Source organism: Brevibacillus brevis (assembly GCF_031583145.1).
GTDB lineage: Bacteria > Bacillota > Bacilli > Brevibacillales > Brevibacillaceae > Brevibacillus > Brevibacillus brevis_E.
Genome location: NZ_CP134050.1, coordinates 889,765 through 908,126, shown reverse-complemented (window position 1 = coordinate 908,126; position 18,362 = coordinate 889,765). Strand labels below are relative to the sequence as shown.

The 18,362-nt window shown below is 48.4% G+C and carries 15 protein-coding genes and 1 pseudogene; 5 read left to right on the top strand and 11 right to left on the bottom strand.

Annotated features, from left to right (window positions below; genetic code table 11):
- Window positions 1-12: 12 nt before the first annotated feature.
- The 3 genes from RGB73_RS04665 to RGB73_RS04655 all read right to left on the bottom strand — a co-directional run bounded on the left by RGB73_RS04665 (window position 13) and on the right by RGB73_RS04655 (window position 3,664).
- Complete coding sequence (locus tag RGB73_RS04665; RefSeq protein WP_310769590.1) at window positions 13-1,050, bottom strand: galactitol-1-phosphate 5-dehydrogenase; 1,038 nt, start codon at window positions 1,048-1,050, stop codon at window positions 13-15.
- On the bottom strand, window positions 1,047-2,018 hold the full coding sequence (locus tag RGB73_RS04660; RefSeq protein WP_310769588.1) for a sugar-binding transcriptional regulator: 972 nt from the start codon (window positions 2,016-2,018) through the stop codon (window positions 1,047-1,049). The genes RGB73_RS04665 and RGB73_RS04660 overlap by 4 nt, the downstream gene beginning before the upstream one ends.
- Window positions 2,019-2,314: 296 nt before the next feature.
- Window positions 2,315-3,664: an aminotransferase-like domain-containing protein gene (locus RGB73_RS04655; RefSeq protein ID WP_310769586.1), complete on the bottom strand. Its 1,350-nt coding sequence runs from the start codon at window positions 3,662-3,664 to the stop codon at window positions 2,315-2,317.
- 220 nt (window positions 3,665-3,884) lie between these two features.
- Here RGB73_RS04655 and RGB73_RS04650 point away from each other — a divergent pair, with 220 nt between their 5' ends.
- Window positions 3,885-4,538: a nitroreductase family protein gene (locus tag RGB73_RS04650; RefSeq protein ID WP_310769584.1), complete on the top strand. Its 654-nt coding sequence runs from the start codon at window positions 3,885-3,887 to the stop codon at window positions 4,536-4,538.
- 161 nt (window positions 4,539-4,699) lie between these two features.
- Here RGB73_RS04650 and RGB73_RS04645 read toward each other — a convergent pair whose 3' ends face one another.
- The gene (locus RGB73_RS04645) at window positions 4,700-6,802 is read right to left on the bottom strand and encodes a TerD family protein (protein WP_310769582.1); all 2,103 of its coding nucleotides are present in this window, start codon (window positions 6,800-6,802) and stop codon (window positions 4,700-4,702) included.
- Between the two features lie 658 nt (window positions 6,803-7,460).
- Here RGB73_RS04645 and RGB73_RS04640 point away from each other — a divergent pair.
- On the top strand, window positions 7,461-7,904 hold the full coding sequence (locus tag RGB73_RS04640; protein WP_310769580.1) for a cell wall hydrolase: 444 nt from the start codon (window positions 7,461-7,463) through the stop codon (window positions 7,902-7,904).
- A gap of 74 nt (window positions 7,905-7,978) precedes the next feature.
- Here RGB73_RS04640 and RGB73_RS04635 read toward each other — a convergent pair whose 3' ends face one another.
- Together RGB73_RS04635 and RGB73_RS04630 are read right to left on the bottom strand one after the other, a co-directional pair.
- Window positions 7,979-9,934: a GTP-binding protein gene (locus tag RGB73_RS04635; protein WP_310769578.1), complete on the bottom strand. Its 1,956-nt coding sequence runs from the start codon at window positions 9,932-9,934 to the stop codon at window positions 7,979-7,981.
- A 365-nt stretch (window positions 9,935-10,299) separates the two neighbouring features.
- The gene (locus RGB73_RS04630; protein ID WP_310769576.1) at window positions 10,300-10,932 is read right to left on the bottom strand and encodes an EcsC family protein; all 633 of its coding nucleotides are present in this window, start codon (window positions 10,930-10,932) and stop codon (window positions 10,300-10,302) included.
- Between the two features lie 466 nt (window positions 10,933-11,398).
- On the opposite strand from RGB73_RS04630, the gene RGB73_RS04625 reads away from it, so the two are divergent.
- Both RGB73_RS04625 and RGB73_RS04620 read left to right on the top strand, forming a co-directional pair.
- On the top strand, window positions 11,399-12,064 hold the full coding sequence (locus tag RGB73_RS04625; RefSeq protein WP_310769574.1) for a hypothetical protein: 666 nt from the start codon (window positions 11,399-11,401) through the stop codon (window positions 12,062-12,064).
- Between the two features lie 17 nt (window positions 12,065-12,081).
- Complete coding sequence (locus RGB73_RS04620) at window positions 12,082-12,453, top strand: hypothetical protein (RefSeq protein ID WP_310769572.1); 372 nt, start codon at window positions 12,082-12,084, stop codon at window positions 12,451-12,453.
- Between the two features lie 443 nt (window positions 12,454-12,896).
- Here RGB73_RS04620 and RGB73_RS04615 read toward each other — a convergent pair.
- The 3 genes and pseudogenes from RGB73_RS04615 to RGB73_RS04605 all read right to left on the bottom strand — a co-directional run.
- Window positions 12,897-13,716, bottom strand: a pseudogene (locus tag RGB73_RS04615) (sensor histidine kinase); the annotation flags it as partial.
- A gap of 152 nt (window positions 13,717-13,868) precedes the next feature.
- Window positions 13,869-14,297, bottom strand: coding sequence for a hypothetical protein (locus RGB73_RS04610; RefSeq protein WP_310769570.1), 429 nt, complete (start codon window positions 14,295-14,297; stop codon window positions 13,869-13,871).
- Between the two features lie 64 nt (window positions 14,298-14,361).
- Complete coding sequence (locus RGB73_RS04605; protein ID WP_310769568.1) at window positions 14,362-15,339, bottom strand: hypothetical protein; 978 nt, start codon at window positions 15,337-15,339, stop codon at window positions 14,362-14,364.
- Window positions 15,340-15,681: 342 nt separating this feature from the next.
- On the opposite strand from RGB73_RS04605, the gene RGB73_RS04600 reads away from it, so the two are divergent.
- A complete protein-coding gene (locus RGB73_RS04600) occupies window positions 15,682-15,885 on the top strand; it encodes a hypothetical protein (protein WP_310769566.1) in 204 nt (67 codons plus the stop codon).
- 231 nt (window positions 15,886-16,116) lie between these two features.
- Here the strand turns inward: RGB73_RS04600 and RGB73_RS04595 are convergent, their stop codons facing one another.
- Both RGB73_RS04595 and RGB73_RS04590 read right to left on the bottom strand, forming a co-directional pair.
- A complete protein-coding gene (locus RGB73_RS04595; RefSeq protein ID WP_310769564.1) occupies window positions 16,117-17,016 on the bottom strand; it encodes an SDR family oxidoreductase in 900 nt (299 codons plus the stop codon).
- A 334-nt stretch (window positions 17,017-17,350) separates the two neighbouring features.
- A complete protein-coding gene (locus tag RGB73_RS04590; RefSeq protein WP_310769562.1) occupies window positions 17,351-18,310 on the bottom strand; it encodes an AraC family transcriptional regulator in 960 nt (319 codons plus the stop codon).
- Between the last annotated feature and the right edge of the window lie 52 nt (window positions 18,311-18,362).

Sequence of the window (18,362 nt, the reverse complement as noted above, 5' to 3'; positions counted from 1 at the left end):
ATCCCCCCTTGCTTAGTTGGGCAGGAACATGATTTTATTGAAAATCAGCTCTCTATTCTTAATCTTCTGAAATACTTCCGGAGCCTGATCGAGCTGGTAGCGATGCGAAATCAACGGCTCTGCCTGCAGCTTGCCCTCTTCCATCAGCTCGGCTGTAAATGACCACTCGCGTCCCGGGAACGGATTGGAGAACGAGTTCCACGAACCGTACAAGGCGAGTTCGTAGCGCAGAAGGTTGTTGACCGCTTCTTTGCTCAAGGTCAGCTCGCTGTTGGAAATGCCCAGGAAGACGACGCGTCCCTGCTTGGCTGCCGAGCAAACCGCCTGATTTTGCGCGATCGGCGACCCCGAGGTATCGAGGATGAAGTCGGCCCCGCCCGTTTTCTCGACAATCTCCCGAGCGGGATCCCCTTTCGTCGAATTGATCACGATGTCCGCTCCCAGTTTTTGAGCCAGCTCCAGCTTTTCCTGGTGAATATCGACGGCGATCACCTGCTTTGCCCCCAGCACCTTGGCAAACTGGACGGCAAACAGCCCAATGGCCCCAAGGCCGAACACCGCCACGGTATCGCCTGCTTTGCACTTCCCGCGCCACAATCCGTGAATCGCATTGGCCGCCGGATCGATCATCGCACCCGCTTCGTAGGAAACGGAGTCGCCGAGACGCACAAGATTGTCCGGTGTGACTTTTATATAATGCGCCATGGCGCCATCCGTCCGAGACCCGTAGTAATTGTAGTCCTCGCACAGCGAGTAGTCGCCTTGCCGGCAGTATTGGCACTCATTGCACGGGATCAGGGGAGCCACCGAAACGCGATCGCCTGCCTGCCACCCCTCTACCTCCGGACCGCATTTGACAATTTGGCCGGAGAACTCATGCCCCAGCGTCAGTCCTTGGTAGTACGCCCCTTTATACAGCGCACGGGGAATGTCAGAGCCGCACACACCGACGGCTTTTACCTCGACCAGCACTTCGCGTGCTCCGATCTCGGGGATGTCGATTTCTTCTACCTGCAGGTTTCCAGGTTCATACAATTTAACCGCTTTCATTTATGCTGCACCTCCGCTGTTTGCACAAGATCATGCTGTTTGATCAATTCTCTTGCCGTATTTTCATCGGTAAACAGTGTATTGATGTATTTTCCACGAACGGCGCCAAGCACCGCCGGAACCTTGTCTTCTCCGCACGCGATGGCAATCGTATGCTTCTTGCGGCGCAAATCGTCCAGCTGCAAGCCGATCGTCCGATCATTGAGCTGCTCGTCGCTGATCGATCCGTCGATGGAGTAAAAGCGGGAGCAAATATCGCCGACCGCCCCTTTTTGCAGCAGCTTGTCATACTCGTCCTGTTTAAAATAGCCCGCCAGATTCAGCACTGATTGATAGGAAGTGCGCCCGATCCCAAAGACGGCTATGTTTGCTTCCCTGCCCACCGCCATAATTTCGCGGATACTCGAATCGCTCAAAAGCGCGGCGGCAATCTCGCTGGAATCCAGAATGGTCGGGACAGACAGGGCATGCGGCTGGGCTTCGAACGCTCTGGCAAATTGATCGAGAATGTTCATCGCGCCGGTGGAGAAAGCCGTCGTGCTGACACCGCCGTTGAGCTGCACCACGCGAACGTTCTTGCGCTTCACCGGCTTCAGCTGCTTGGCCGCATAGGTAAGGCTATTCCCCCAGGAGATGCCGATGGTATCTCCGTCGGATACCAGTTCGTTTAAATACTCGCCTAGCAGCTTGCCCACGTCCGTCAAGATGAAGGACGGCTCCGGAATAATGGCAGGCGCGACACAGACCTTCATGAGCTCCAATCTCTTTTTCAATTCTTCTTCCAGGTCATCCACCGACTCCAGCGGGTACTGGATCGAGAACGTGACGATTCCCTCCTGAATGGCTGCATCCAATATCCGGCTGACTGTCGGGCGGGAGATATTTTCGAGGGCCGCAATTTCCTGCTGGGTCATCCCTTTTTCGTAGTAAAGCTTGGCGACCCGAATCATTTCCCTTTGGGTGTACATCCTGTCCCTCCTCTCTTGAAATTTTGTTCACGCGCTTGCACCTAATTTCAAATCACACCTTGATTATAGCCAGCGGCACCCCTACATGCTACATAATTTTAAGAATGATTTAAATATTGCACAAAATTTCAATTTTGCCTTAAGGCAACTCTCGGAGAAATTCGGAATGCCTGCTGTTCTCGAAGCGCAGCACGCGGCTCCATGCTTCCCTTCCTTTGCAGCCACCTGCTCCAGCAAAAAAACAAAGGACTCTGTCAGGAGCCCTTTGCCGCTTGTTCGATGTCCGTTTTTCGCCATTACAACAGGGACTTGACTCCCCTCCTCACTTCCTCGATGATCCCCTTTACCCCTAGCTCGATTTGCTCCTGCTGAGCTCGTGCGATGCTGATCCGCAAAAACTTCTCCCGTGCCAGGAAGTCCGATAAATAAAACCGCTTTCCGGAGAGGACAAGGATCCCTCTCGCCGCAAGCCGCTCGATCAGGCGTTCCAGATTGACCGTTTGAGGCAGCTTGAACTGCACGTACACACCGGATTGGACCTCTGCTATCTCGAGCAAGCCTGCATCGTTATGCCTCCGGACCGCCTCGTTCAGCGTCTGAATCCGCGCTGCATACTGGCTGGCTATTTTGCGTTTGTGCCGCTCGTACATGCCGTTTTTGATGTACACCTCGAGCGCCCCTTGGGACAGCTGCGATGTATCCGCATATCTCTTGTGTTCAAGGAACGTCTCCAGCAGGGTTTCCGGCAAAACGGCGGCTCCTAGCCTGAGTCCCGGGAAAATGATTTTCGAGAAGCTTTTCAAATAAACAACACAGGACGTACGGTCATAGGCGTAAATAGGATCGGAGCCCGGCTCTTCCCCCAGATCGGCCATGTAATCGTCCTCCACGACGTATACGCCATATTTGCTCGCCAATCGGACAATCTTTTTTCTCTCGTCGACGCTGTACGAGGTGCCGAGAGGAGAGTGGTACCTCGGCATGGTGTAGAAAAACTTGATATTGCCCTGTCGGAACTTCTCTTCCAATTCCCGCAAATCAATACCGGCAGCCGTGCGGGCAATTCCGATTGCCGGGATGCGCTCCGCCTCCAGAAAGCGCAAAAATATATCGTAGCTTGGCTGCTCTACCAATATGGCCGAATTCCCGTTCGGAAACGGCATTTTCGCCAAGATTTCCAACGCCGGCTGAATCCCTGACATGACGATCACCTGATTCGCTTTGGCAAACACTTGGTCTTTCGCCAAGTGGGAAACGAGCGTGTGGCGGAGAGTTTCCAGCCCTGTCGCATCGCCGCAGGTAAACAGGTCGTACTTGTAGGAGTCCAATGCTTTATTCAGGCAATGCTGGAAGTCCAAATACGGAAACAGACTTGGATCCGGCGACGAAGCGGAGAAATCGATCGTCTTGGCTTCCGCAGCGTTGTGCCGGTTCCCGGGCTTTTCCACCACGTAATAGCCGCTTTGGGCAATGGAATAGACAGCGTGGCGCTTTTCCAATTCCATGTACGCCCGTGCTACCGTGTTGACGCTGCAGCCGTACATCCTGGCGGCATTGCGGACGGATGGCAGCTTTTGGCCCGAGGCGAATCTCCCTTCGTTGATTTGTTGTTCGATATCGGAGAGAATCTCCACGTATTTTTTCATTCCGCTCCCTCGCTTTCCCCCGGCCCCTCTATTATACGCGGTCAACTGTATTGAGACACTTTGGAAAAAATGCGATTGTTCCAAGCCGCAAATCGCACTACCATCTCAGGTAACGGATTCAAGGCCGGCCGCTCCATCAAGCCATGGGGAAAGCCTGACAAGGCGATATACGCAAGAGTCCGTACCCATTCTTCACACAGACAAAGGAGTCGAGTAAATCATGTCATCCGCTCTGCAAGCCGATTTTTCCACTCTGTTTCGTGAACGTCATTCCGTCAGACATTTCGATGCCTCACACAAGATGAGCGAACAAGAAATCAAGGAGCTGCTTGAGATTGCGGGCAGCGCTCCGTCGTCCTGGAATCTCCAGCACTGGAAGTTCGTTGCCTTTACCGAAGCTGCTGCCAAGGAAGCATTGCTCCCGATCGCGAACGGCCAAAAGCAAGTCGTCGACGCTTCCGTCACCATCGCCATCCTCGGAGACCTCGAGGCCAATCGGAATGCAGAAGCAGTGTACGGCCCCGTCATCCAGGCCGGTCGCGAAGATTCTTACGCGGGCTATCATTCCCATCAAGTCCTGTTCGCTCAAATCGAAGAGGCGTATGCGGCCGGCGCAGCGTCCTCGTATCGGCGCGATGAAGCGATACGAAACGCCTCCCTGGCCGCCATGCAGCTCATGCTCGCCGCAAAAGCGAAAGGTCTCGATTCGGGCCCGATGGTTGGCTTCGACGCCGACTCCTTCGTCAAAGCGTTTCATGTCCCGCCTCGATACATTCCGGTCCTGCTCGTGGCCATCGGCAAAGCCGCCAAACCTGCCCGGCCTACTACCCGCTTCCCAGTGGAGCAGACGGTCGTTTGGAACGGGTTTGAATGAGCACGTGCCACATGTCTTACGCCTTTGGCTGAACGACAGACCATCGAAAGCAGAAAGACGTCACCGTGAAATGGGTGACGTCTTGGTCCGTCAAAACAGAGGGGATATTCCGCCAGCGAATCACGTATGAGAGGCAGCACCTCTCATCCATAGCGGCTCAATCAAGCCAGATACTCTGCCATAATCTGCTCGATGTCAAAGGGAGTCACCCCTTTTTCCACGGAAAAGATCGCATCGGCCTGCTCCGGAGTATCCGCCGCTGTCCCTCTTGCCCGGGCATGGAGCGAGAACAAATCGTACAGGTCCGGTTTCCGCAGGGACGTCATTGCTTTGCCCATGAGTACCATGCCTTTCTGGTTCCCTTCTACATTGTTGTAGTAGTGCGGATATCGGGTCAAAGCCACGTCTGTCCAGATGACCGTGCGCTCCCACAGATCCAGGATGACAGGAATGGCAATCTGCGTATCGGCGGTGAGATCGACTTTATTGGCCACCGTCTTCGGCTCGAATATCTCGCCGGAACCGGGTCTCTTGCGCATCATCCAGCCCGCGAAGCACTCCGGCAGGTTGCAGTACGGCTGACTCGTGAAGGAATGCAGGGTGGCGACCACATAGCGCCCGCCGTACTCGACGATGGACGGAATGTGCAGATCGATGAACTCGCACGCTCCTTGAGGGGCCGACACGATATCTCCGCTGTGGACGGCCTGGTATTTGGTGGACCGCAGATTCGTATACGAGATATGCTCGACATACTGCCAGTTGTGATCGTACATGACCGCGGACAAGTCAATATCGACGCGGCCCGTTGGCTGGCCGTCCACCGTCCCTTCCTTCCACCAGCAGAAGAAACGAATCGTGTCCCCTTCCGCAATCGGCAAACGGCTCCCCCGCGCAATCGTACGCAGCGCTTTGCTTGCCGATCTCTGGGAGAATGGCACGGGGTAGTTCTTCAAGCGCTCATCGACATAGACGACTCCCAGCGGCGGCAGCGCGGAGAACCGCTGGATGAGCGTCTCGTTGCACAACCGCACGATTTCCTGGCATGCCGCTTCGTCGATAGCCGGGAGCGTATCGGGTACGGCAAAAGCTTTGGCGACAATGCCCTTCGGAAAAAAGACACGGAGCTTTTGCCGCTCATGCCGGCGGGCAAAATGATTTTTCAGTTGAAGCAGCACCGGCGTCGAAACCTGCTGCGCCACTTGGCCAAATGCCAGGACGACATACTCCGTGTGCTCCGTCGACCGCAACAAATGATCCAGCCTTCTTGCAAATTCACCCGGGCGCTGCATCAGCAGCTCGAGCAAATCCCAGACCTGGCGATATTGGAAGGCCAGTTCCACTCTCCCGTTAAACGTCGCAAAGGGTTTGTTGTTGCGTAAAATATCAAACGCTTCCTCACAACGCGGAAACCGTTGCTTGTATTCGGAAGGATGCAGGATTTCTCCCAAGCGAATCCAGCGGTCCTTGTATCTCAGCATATCCTCTGTAATCGGGTGGCACCGTTCCAGCAATCCAAGCAGCAGCCGCCTCTCGCTCCGTTTGAACTTGCGAAAACGCGTAGCGGCAGCCAGACTGACATCGCCATCCGACCAAGCCACAGCCAGACGAAGGACATCGGTGGCGGTCCTGAAGTATCGGCCGATCAGCTGCATATTCGCCTTGTCGTGCTTCAATAAGGCAGCCGCCACGAATCCCGCATTCTCCTTGTATGGAATCTCGGCCGGGAGTATCGTGGCCAACTCATCCGGTTCGCTGTCTTGGATAGCGGCATCGATATCTGCTCGATCCGTCTCGGAGATAGAAGAATGGGCTTGCATCAGCTGACGGATCATGGCGTGGAAATCCGCTTTGCTTCCCAGATCGATCACTTTCAGCTTGCCCTCATCCAGCAAAGGCGGTCTGTCCCCAGGTTCGTAGCCAGGCAGGTCCAGCGTAAGATAATGAACGATCGCATTCCAATACAGCTCCGCGTCGTCCTCCCGCATCACCTGCACCGGGAAATCCGGATACATCGGCTGGTATTTCACATGAGCCTCTACCAGCACCCTCAAATCGGCTTCCAGCTGGCGATACAACGCTTCGAACCGTTCCTTGGACAAGGTGCGCAATGCGCGAATCAATGGATAGGAGAACGTAAAGCCGAGAGCTTCAATGTTCCTCATAGCGGCAGCAAGGTATGCCTTTGGGAGCTGCTCCGACTGATCTCCCTGGTTTACAATCAGTTTGTTCGCTCTTCGCAAATAGATGGTGTTGAGCATCATAAAAAGAGTCCAGGAAAGCCGTATCCCTATTGTCTTGAAAGGACCCCTGAGAAGGAAGGAATACGATAGCCTGGACGCCTCCTCTCTGTAAGAGAAATCCTTCAGGAAAGCTGCGACCCTAATCCGCCAAGTTGTAGTAGAAGGAAGGATCGCAATAGCCTGAAGGGGGGAGTTCAAAGCCGATGGCCCTGAACTCTTGTTGGATTCATGATCGCATGGTTTTCGGCGTGGGAACATGGCGAAAGTATTACGATATTGGAAAATTTTTGCTCACGTCAGCCTTGTCCTTTTCTGGATCGCTTGTTGACGTCGCCAAATGAAACAACCCGAGTGATTGAGATACAATCGCTCGGGTTGTTTGTTGGCAGTGGTCGATAACGGCTGCCTTCCGCCTCTTTAAAGCCTCGGCCTGTCTTTTTGTCAGATAGCCCCATGTTATGTCTCCCCGAATCTCTGAGAGCCAGTCGTTGTCGGAGTCGATATGAGGCTCCCATGATAACGGCGCGAGCAATTCCTCATTGCCCCATACTTCATAGGGAACTTTCTTTTCTTCATTGCTTTTGGGCTTCTTACTTGTTCGCTGATACAGAAGGCAGTGTCACATATCCTTCCCATCTACAATATGATGTGCCTAGAACCATGATAAAGAGGTGAGCCGATGGCAGTCGTAAAAGCCAGGAGCAGTGATATCGACATGTTGGCCAGGTTGCTTCGAGCCGAGGCTGAAGGCGAAGGCGAAATGGGTATGCTCCTTGTGGGGAATGTTGGCATCAACCGAATCAGAGCGAATTGCTCCGATTTCAAAGGACTCCGGACCATTCCGCAAATGATCAACCAGCCGCACGCGTTTGAAGCCCTGCTTCATGGCATGTTCTACCAAAGGGCCAGAGACAAGGAACGCCGTCTGGCGCGACGGGCTGTCAATGGAGAGCGGCATTGGCCGGCCAAATTCTCCCTCTGGTATTTTCGTCCGGGAACAGCCGCAGCACCCCAGCCATGTCCGCCGACCTGGTACAATCAGCCGCACGTAGGACGGTACAGGCTTCATTGTTTTTATGAGCCGACCGCGCAAGAATGTGAAAACGTATATAATGTCTTTTAATTTGATGAGGAAAACTGCTCAGGCATTACACTGCCCCAACCGAAAATGGGGGCAGTGTTTTTTTCGAGCTCCGCTCAGAGCAGATGCATCTTGGCTTCCGCCTCGTCCCACGGCACCGAGTAGCCCGCCCCCTTGGCGCAGAAGATCGAGGAGGATGTGTAGAGCGGATCGGCATCCTTTTGGTAACCTTTCCTTTCGATCACTTCCTCCGTATTATGGCAAAGGTCGTAACCGCCAAACGTGCAACGGATGCTGCCTCGACCATGCGTGAAGGATGCAAGCTCAGTGCCGTAGTTCATAAATGTCGACACAGGCACCCTCCCCGTTATGACCGCATTCGTATCCGACATTTGCGGCGGCTCGAACGAACCGGAGGCGCGCTGGATATCAGACAGCACTCTCCCCATTTCGTCCAGGCCCACCTTGATTTTGAAGTCATAATACGGCTCCAGCAGGAGGTTATTCGCTTTCTCCAGCCCTTGCCGCAGCGCACGGAAGGTGGCCTCGCGGAAGTCGCCCCCATGGGTATGTTCGTTATGCGCACGGCCTCGGAGCAGCGTGATTTTCATATCGGTAACCGGCATGCCCGTCAGCAGTCCATGATGCTCCCGTTCGAATAGATGAGAGCGAATCAGATTCTGGTAGGGATAGCTCAGTTCATCAGGATGACAAGAGCTGGCGAATTGGATCCCGCTGCCTCGCTCCCCCGGTTCCAGCAGGAGGTGCACCTCCGCATAGTGCCTGAGCGGTTCGAAGTGTCCATACCCCGTCACAACCGACTGGATCGTTTCTTTATACAAGATTTCCGGCTGGCCGAACGAGACCTCGAAACCGAAGCGCTCCTTCACTACCTGCTCCAGCACTTCCAACTGGATCAGGCCCATGACACGAATGTGAATCTCTTGCAAGCTCTCTTCCCAGGCGAGATTCAGCGACGGATCCTCCGTATTCAGGATGCGAAACGCACCGAGCACCTGCTGCACGTGCAGCGACTCATTGAACTGCACTTTCGACTGTAGCGTCGGCTGGGTCTCGCATGCAAATTTGTTTGAATAGAGCCCGACTCCTTGGCCGGCCTCGGCTTCAGACAACCCGGCGACTGCGAACAGATCGCCGGCTGCCACTTGTTCAACCGGGTGCGATTTGCTGCCGTTGAACAATAAGATCTGCGTAATTTTCTCCTCGTATCGAAGTCCATTGCTCTCATAGCCGAGCAGCTCCCGTACCTTCAGCGTGCCGCTTACTGCTTTGATGAACGTCAGCCTTTGTCCGTTTGCAGCGTGCCGAATCTTGTAAATGCGCCCCCCGAACGAAGCCGTTTCGTCATACGACACGGTCGTCAGCAGATGCAGCTGATCCAGGAATTCAACGACGCCCTCGTCCTGCAGCGCCGAGCCGTACGCGCAAGGAAAGAGACGCCCCTCTCGTATCATCTCTTGCAAAGCGCTTAGCCAAAAGGTCGTATCCTCCTTTCCCTCCAGGAACGCTTCCAGCAAAGACTCGTCCCGCTCCGCCATCCTCTCCCGCAGCTCCTCACCGACGATACCGTCAGCGAAGCTGCCCTGGATGGAACAAACCTCCCCCGTCAACTGACGGCGTATCTCCTCTTCTGTTCTGTTTGCATCCGCGCCGATCCGGTCGCATTTGTTGATGAAGAAGAACGTCGGAATCCGATGCTTGCGCAGTAGCTCCCAGACTGTCTCCGTATGCCCTTGGACGCCTTCTACCGCACTGACAATGACGATAGCGTAATCCATGACCCCTATCGCCCTCTCCATCTCGGAGGAAAAATCGACGTGCCCAGGCGTGTCGATCAAATAATACATGTCGCCCTTATAGTGCATCACCGCCTGATCGGCGAACACCGTAATGCCTCTAGTCCGTTCGATGTCATGACTGTCCAGGAAGGCATCTTGATGATCCACCCTGCCCCGCGACCGGATGCTGTTCGTATGATATAGCAGCTGTTCTGCGAAAGTCGTCTTGCCCGCATCCACATGGGCAAACAAGCCGATCGTTAGACGCTTCATGTTATCCCTCTTCCGTAGCTACTCGACTTGAATCTCTTCTTTCATTAAAACATAAGACGCGAGGGCAAGAATAGCGTTGCCGAGTAGTGGAGCATTTGGTGAGGGATACTGAGCTGGACACTGCTCATTCTGTTGGTTTCATGGGCTTCTGTACATATAAAGCTCATTTTGCCTGCATTCAATATTAACCTTTGATTCAACCGATTATATCTTGATTACACATTGCTTATGAGCATCCTGGATTTTCCATGAAGGAAATTAAAGCCGAGAAGCTCGGAATAGAACCCCCGATATCTGCTCGGCTATTTTGGTACTGCATTTTTACCGTATTTCTCCTTAAATATGATCCAATGTTGTAAAACAAATTAGCTTGTTGCAAGAAACGTATCCCTTGCAACATTACCAATTAAATTTGTTGAAATTCCATCAATAGTACCTCCAATCACTCCCCCAACTAATGGAATGGCTTTTCCCAGATTTATCATTCCCTTTTCACCAAACTTTGTTAATAATCTAAAACCAACAGTTTGATTGATCTTGACGATGACCTCAGCAGAAATTTTTTTGATAGCAGTTTCTGTTAACTTTGTACCAAGCTTGATTCCAAACTCCTTAACAATATCCTTTGCGGCATTACCACAGAGACAAGTATAAACTAATGTTTTTACCCGATCATCTCGTAGATCATAGCCTGCCATATGAGCAATTGCGGCAATCATACGGATTTGAACGTACATTACTGATGCAATATTAGCAGGTATCGTTACAGGCAGTGTAATTACTCCTCCTAACCCTGAAAGAAAGCCCGATGTTGCGGATTTAGCATTTTGCCAACGAATCAATGAATTGACTTTATCAGTTAATGAACCATTCCCTTTGAGGTAATCGTTAGCCATTTCCTCAGCAGAATAAAAACCAGGTATTCCATTTATAGCTTTATCGTATGCCCAATCCAATGTTCTCATTATCATGCCTTGATTTAGCGTTTCTTGTGCCATATCTTACTCTCCTCAAGCACTTCAAAGTTATGTATCTCCATATATTTACAATCGCTAAAATCATTCGACACAATGTAAACTTTTCCTTCACGCTTATCGTACAAATCAACCTCTTCAAAGCCCTCTGGACGGATCATACGAGGTCAAAGTCGTAGAAATGATCAATGCTATACCCAGATCTTCGAAGCCTGCAAAGACGAAAAATAACGTTTGCTTTTCCCTATCCTTTGGATGAGTTCCATCTCGCCTAATGAAATCCTGATACCTCTTCTGGTGCTGTGGAAACAAAAACATAGAAGTCCCCTTCTGGTTTATATGAACCTTCTATGTAATATGTGGAAGAAAAGGATTCGAAAACTGGATAAAGGTAACAGGTTTTAGTGATCAAGAATTGTAAGAATAAAATTCTTGTTGTTTTTGCTATTCTTATTTGCTATTATTTAATCATAAGGAAGGAGAGATCGTCTTGAATCAATCTTATAGCTTTTTCTATTTTGACCTGAAACTGAAGTCCCCAAGCGAATTGGCTCTCGCAAACGGATTGGATGACTTTGCAGAAGATACGTATGATGCCGCAGAATTTTTCAATAATCGTTTTCAAGGTATTAAGAGAATTACGGTTCTGGAAGTTGAAGGAGTTGCACTTCGCTTGATGCTCGTTTATGAACGAAGTACTCCTGATAAAGTAACAGCCAAAGAGTTGACTGTTTTCAGTAGATATCTTTACAACGAGCGCGGGTGGGACAAGTTTACGAAAGAAGCATCAAAGCTGTTTATCCCCTCTAAGATTGTCCCAATGGATGTATTCGATGCTCAAACAACCATCATGGAGTTTGACATTCATCCTGGAGACGAAAAAATACTAAAGTGGCCGTCTCTTTGGCCAGACTGGGCGGAAACACTTGTAGATTCGGATGATGGGAAGGCTGAAATGAAGAAACCAATTATTAGCTGGGATGAGGATGACGATATATTCTCTCTTGAAGATGAGTTAACCGATGAACAGCTTCTTGCCGTTCTTAACAGTATCCTGCTAACGCAAAATCTGGGGAGCAATGAAGCCAAAGAAGCAAAGAAATCGACCATCAAACAGATTAAAAAGCTAATCACGCCATGGGCAATCTATGGATAATGTACGGAGGAGATACTATGCCTGCTGAAGCATCTTTGCAAGAATTACAGTTAGTCTATTCTACGATTCAATCCATGCGAGCAACTTATCCCGAATTTTTCTCAAAACTGTTTCCACTGTTATACAAAGCCGAATACCATAAAATTCCATTAGGGTATATTTGCCAACGTATCATGGATGTCGAGATCCATGAGCGATACATAAAAAAAATTCGAAATCAGGCCAAGCTTGCCGAGATTCACCATAACCTGCTCCTTCTAAAAACTGAGCATTATGGAGATTATCACTATTTCTCTGAATTCCTTAAAAAAAATCGTTTAATTGGGTACAACAACATTTGCAAGATGATTATGGGAAACAAACCAGAGGATTTGAAGGGGGCGATATGATCATGAGTATTAACGACCGTTTTACCAAAAGCATAGACATTGCAGATTATCGTGGTTAAATACAATTTGAGAGGAGCGAAGGTAATCTTAGCCCCATAAAAGAATTTTTTCTCAATAAAAACCGAGAGCATTATTGGTATAATCGTAGTTGCTTAAATCGAATACAGATAACCAACCATGCTTTACAAAGATGGAATGAACGAGTGGGTCCCTCAACAGATAAAGCTACTCTAATAAAAGTCCTTTTCTTTCAATAGTAATAATTCGTAGTAATGGCCCTATAATCAGAACGGCAACTTTCTGTTTCAATACTGTCACTCTCCTCATAGCTTTCGATCCATACATCCAAAGCAATGAAATTAAGAAGCACTCCATAAAACCCCTTAAGATTACTTACGTCAAAAACCAACAAAAAAACTTATGGAGAAGCGTAGCCCCAAAAGTTATCGTCTGATTGTAGGATATTCGATAATCAAATTCATCCATCCATCTTTATATTGCACGAATGGACCCACCCTGAAGCTCAACAATCCTTTTTGAGATAGCAAGCCCTAGTCCTGTTCCACCATTATCCCTTCTTGCCTGATCTCCTCTATAGAACCGATCAAACAACTTACTAACATCACTGACAGAGGGATTTTCCGATCCGTTTGATACTGTCACAATTGCCGTGTTGCCATTTGTTTCGAGATTGATACGCAATTCGGATGGTTTCACACTATATTTCATCGCATTCATGAAAAGATTCTCATATAAACGTACCATCTTTTCAACATCCATTAAAACTGGCACATCTTCTTCTGTTATCGTCTTATTAACAAAAAGAATTTCCTTTTCAAATATAGGAATATATTCTCCTATTATTTGCTCCAATACTCCTGCCAAGTCGACTTCATTTAAATTTAATGTAACATCGGGACTTGATAATCGAGTAAATTCAAAAAGTTCATCGATTAGGATTTTCAGTCTTTGTGATTTTGAATAAATTGTTTCAAGGTATTCTTGGTGCTGCGAATGGTCATATTGACCTTGTTTTAATAAATTCACATATCCAATGATCGAGGTTAAAGGAGTGCGTAAATCATGGGATACATTCGTTATCAGTTCATTTTTTGCCGTTTCTAATCTTCTCTCGTGCTCAAATTTATTTTCAATCTCTTTGGACATATAATTAATATTTTGAACTAATTGGGTGAGTTCGTCTTTACCTTCAACCCTGATTGTTAAGCCCAGTTTTCCATTGGCAATACAGTTGATGCTTTTTTCAGGTTATTTATCACAATATACGGAGAACAAAACATCATTTCGACATTCTTGGATTAAAGTCGTTACACGACCGTTTGCCCTCTGCAAGGGCTTATTTTTTTGTGCCCATTACCCTCTTTTACCAAAGGCAAATAATTCATACCATGTAATTACCCTCGTTGTGGGGTTACCTCTCCCATTTCTTTACCGATCTCTATTTTTATAATACTCCATTTGAAAAAACCACTTTTTTGTAATGTGAAAATTAATTTCCCATCATATATTTTTAAATTGGAGTTACTATCGTTATATTCAATTACTTGGAATGACGCTACTACCTGACTCTGTTTATTTGAAATAGTTACTTCACTATATTCCACATCAGGTCGGCTAAGATGCTTATTATCAACAAATGAATAAAATGTGGTGATCTTTTCAACATCTTCCCGATTAAGATTTAATTCCTTTATTGACCCAACCCTAACTTTTTTAATTGTAGCATCTACAATCCCTATCGGAGTCTCATGAACATAAAGAAAGTACGTAATAGCAATAGCAAGTATTATAGCAATACTAATTAACCATCTTATTCCGCTCAATTCTTTCACCTCACATTTTATTAGTAGAAATAGAGAGCCCTAAACATTAGAGCTCTCAAAAGACTTAATAACTCATTTTTCCTTTAGCTTTCCAATCTGATCGATAGTTCTCAGTTTTGAAAAAATCGCGTGCAGGAGTAGTACCATTTGGGTTAAGAGAGTACTGATACAATGCAACATCCTGAATTCTTGTATTGTTATTAAAATCAGATGTTGTTGCCCAAGTGAATGGGAGATACCCTTGGTCATCCGGGTAATAATAAGCTGTTCCAGTATTTTTGACGGTGTTATTTGAATTGTAACTTATTTGGTCATGTTTCCAGTACCATTCTCTCTGGTATGTATCATAATAAGTTTGCCATTTATTATTATGATATACCTGCCCTAATTTATGAACTAATCGGTAAGATGAAAAAGCATCACCTTTTCCTTGTAGTGAACTCTGAAGGTCTGTAAGTACAAGACCAGTAAAGTAATTGAGAATTGGGTTAGAGACTGCGTATCCGTTAGCAATGTCGAAAACTTTACGATAGTATTCCGCATTAAAGGCTGTTAAATAGTTTTTAGTGCTCGAATCGAATTTTGAGCCGTCAAGCAGTTTTTCAAAAGTAACATCAATTCGAACATCGCCTTCTGTAGGAGTTACTCCTAATGGTTCGATATTTCCATCAATAGATTGGTTAACAATTTTCGCTTGTTCAATTTTTTTCTGAACATTTCTAGCTTCTTTTGTATCTTTATAATTTACTCGATAGTATGTTACTATATGCTTTTTCCCATGTTTATCTTCTATTTCTTCCTTACTTGTCTCGATAAGATTCTTTACAATATTCCCTACATTAGAATAGTCTTTTGGTAATTGTTCACCTGTTTTTTCATAGTAATTTGCTTTTTCCTCGTCAGTCAATACAATTTGAAAAACTCCTGGTTCTAATTCTATGGATCTGTCGCTTCTTTGATTTCCAGCTTTACCCTGTGCAGACACTGCCGTCGATGTTAGAAGAAGTGCAGCAAAAAGCATTAAAGATAGTTTTTTTAACATTTTTACACCTCCAACAATTTTCGCACTTCAGTCTACGATAATACTTTCATTACTGAAAAACACCACTACTCCTTGCATATAAAAATTTCCTTTTTATCACTTTAGTACCACAACCTTCCATTAACGATACTTAAATGTTAACTAATTAACATTGGAAAATAGTTACAATTGGGTAACTATTTATAAAAAGTTAAGTATGTAACTACTATCTATTTACGATTGCTTTGAAACTCGTAAACTATACAGACATGAACTTTTGTATTGTTGTACTGAATGCTTTCGAAAGAACTGAAGTTTCCTAATTATTGGGTTGGTGGTACAAGTGGAAAAGGGAGAATGACTATGTTTTTCGGGATGAGAAAGCCAAGCCTAAAAAGGAGAACCTCAGCAAGAACTAGTCTGAAACGCCAGATTGTCCATAGATATGGCCTGAAAATGCCGCGTGGCTGGGGATGGCTACCCAGCCCGAAGAAATACGCATACAACAAGGTGTATCAACGTACGTCTTTTGACGTGTTCTCGTTGCTGAAAAAACTATTTAAATAGAAAAAGCCCTCCCGGATCTGGTCTTACCCCTGTCAAGTAGACAGTTTGAAACAAGCCCTCGTTTAGGTGTTCGTTGAAAATTAAGTTTTAAACTAAGCCTAATACATGAAACAGCGGCGACTTAAGACCTGATAATAAAGTCTTAAGCTCACCGCTGTTTTTATTGAACTATCGATACCCGTTAGCGTAATGGCCAATATTATAACTCATCCTGAGTTCACGATACGATGTTCAGTCGTTGAAAAGGCGACCTTCTTCGAGGTCCACTATCAGTGTGGGATGTGTTGGCCGCCATCCCAAGCGTTCTTGAGTCAGTGCACTCGACGTTGGGTTGTCGGTCGACGCAAAGGCACCGAAGAAGCCGAAGTGGGCGTCTGCCTCTTCGCGGGGAATGCTGACCACCGGCAGGTTCAGGCGGTGACCGATAATGTGGGCGATATCACGGACTGGCACTCCCTCGTCACCGACCCCGTGCAGTATAGATCCAGCTGGGGCAGCTTCCAACGCCAATCGAAACAGACGCGCCGCATCGAGGTAATGAACGGCCGGCCAGCGGTTTGACCCGTCACCGATGTAGGCCGAGACGCCTTTGTCACGAGCAATGTCGATCAACATGGAGACGAAGCCAGCCTTTGTCTCGCCATGCACGGAAGGCGCGAGACGGACGACCGCTGACCGAACGCCGCGTTCAGCCAGAGCGACCGCGGCGTTCTCCGCTGCGCCCCGGGGCACTGAGGCGTTGACCGCATCTTTCTCCGTCCCGAGTTGCCCTGCAGGGAGCACGAATGTGAGCATCAATGTCCCTGAGGTGATCACGAACGGTTTGCCACTGCCCTCAAGAACCTCCCCCATTGCCTCGACGGCTCGAAGATCGGCTGCGACCGCGCCGGCGTAGTCCGAGAAGTCGTGCTTAAATGCCAGGTGAATGACGCCGTCTGCTGCAGCAGCGCCGCTGCGAAGGCTTTCGAGATCATCAAGAGAACCGCGATGCACTTCGGCGCCAGCGGCCGTCAACGCGGCGGCAGTCTTGTCTGAGCGAGCAAGCCCTACGACATGATGCCCTGCTTCAATGAGTTCTTTGACGACAGCGGAACCGATGAACCCTGTCGCTCCAGTTACAAAAACACGCATAATGATACCCTCCTAAACTGGGTTGTAGAGCTACTTGAAACTCCCGAAGTGCACATATACGAACCGCACCACTGGTTTCAAGGCTAGAGTCATTCTAGCATCCGTCTCATTCAAAAGTGTGCCTTTTCCTCGTTGCTTTTTGCCTAATCCTACGAATCGAACACTGTCACTGAGTTTTAACCGTGCAAGGAAAATGGATAATTCTTTAAACGAGGCTGGTAATCCTTGAAACAAAAAAAGCCCGCAAAGCCCTGCAGGCGTGGGATATGAGGAAAAATGGCTGGATTCAATGCATCCTGCATTGAAGGTGTGGGGCCTTGGTGTTATTCCATAATCAATCGAGTTTATAGGCTTGTTTGCGTAGTCTGGCGATGTCCCGGCTCGGAGGGTTTCCGAAAAAGCGTTTATAATCTCGGCTGAATTGGGAATGGCTCACATATCCAACCAACTGATACACAGTGGCCGTGTCCAGTTCACCAGATAACAACAGACGCCTCGCTTCGTGAAGGCGTAGCGCTTTTTGGTATTGCAGCGGGCTCATCGAGGTCACTGACTTAAAATGCTCATGAAAAGAGGACACACTCATATGTACCAAATCGGCCAAGTCTGCGATCTTTATTTGTTGCGAGAAGTTGTCACGAAGCGCAGCAATCGCCTTTGCTATTCGCTGCACACTAGAGTTTGCTGTACCCATTTCAGCTACGTGAGCCCCGATGGGGCTGCAAAGGAGCCGTATCAAAATCTCATCCACCACGAGCGGGGCGACCAAATCAGCGTCGACGGAGCTGGACAGACATTCCACCAGCCTCGTCACTGCGTTGATAATGCTCAAGTCAGCGTTAATTATATAACCTGCGCTCCAATGACGAACTGCAGGCAGACCTTTGGGGTACACTTTCAGCACTAATTCGGAGATCCTTTGTGGGTTCAGGTCCAATCTAACACCCAAGAAAGGTTCGGTAGAGCTGGCGAGTGTGGTCTGCATACGGGCCGGTACGGCAACGGGAGCAACGAAAATACGCGACCCCACGTACCGATAGACCTCCTGTCCCACACTGACGGTCTTTGAACCTTGTGCGGCGATGCCTATAGAGGGAGAGAAGATGGTATGCTCACTTTCCGTATCGATTCGTGAATGACGGCCGAAGTACAATCCCGGGATGCGTCCGCTAAAGATACCGTCATGTGGAGCATGGGCGCAGATCAGGCGTGCCAGCCTGGCCGTTGCAGCATCAAGCGATTTCTCGGCGTTATCTGGTATAGATGGAACCGCATGTTCATCAAACGTCCTCATGGTCTCCAAACAACTCCATTCCTGAACCTGATTCAATCTAATATTAGAACGC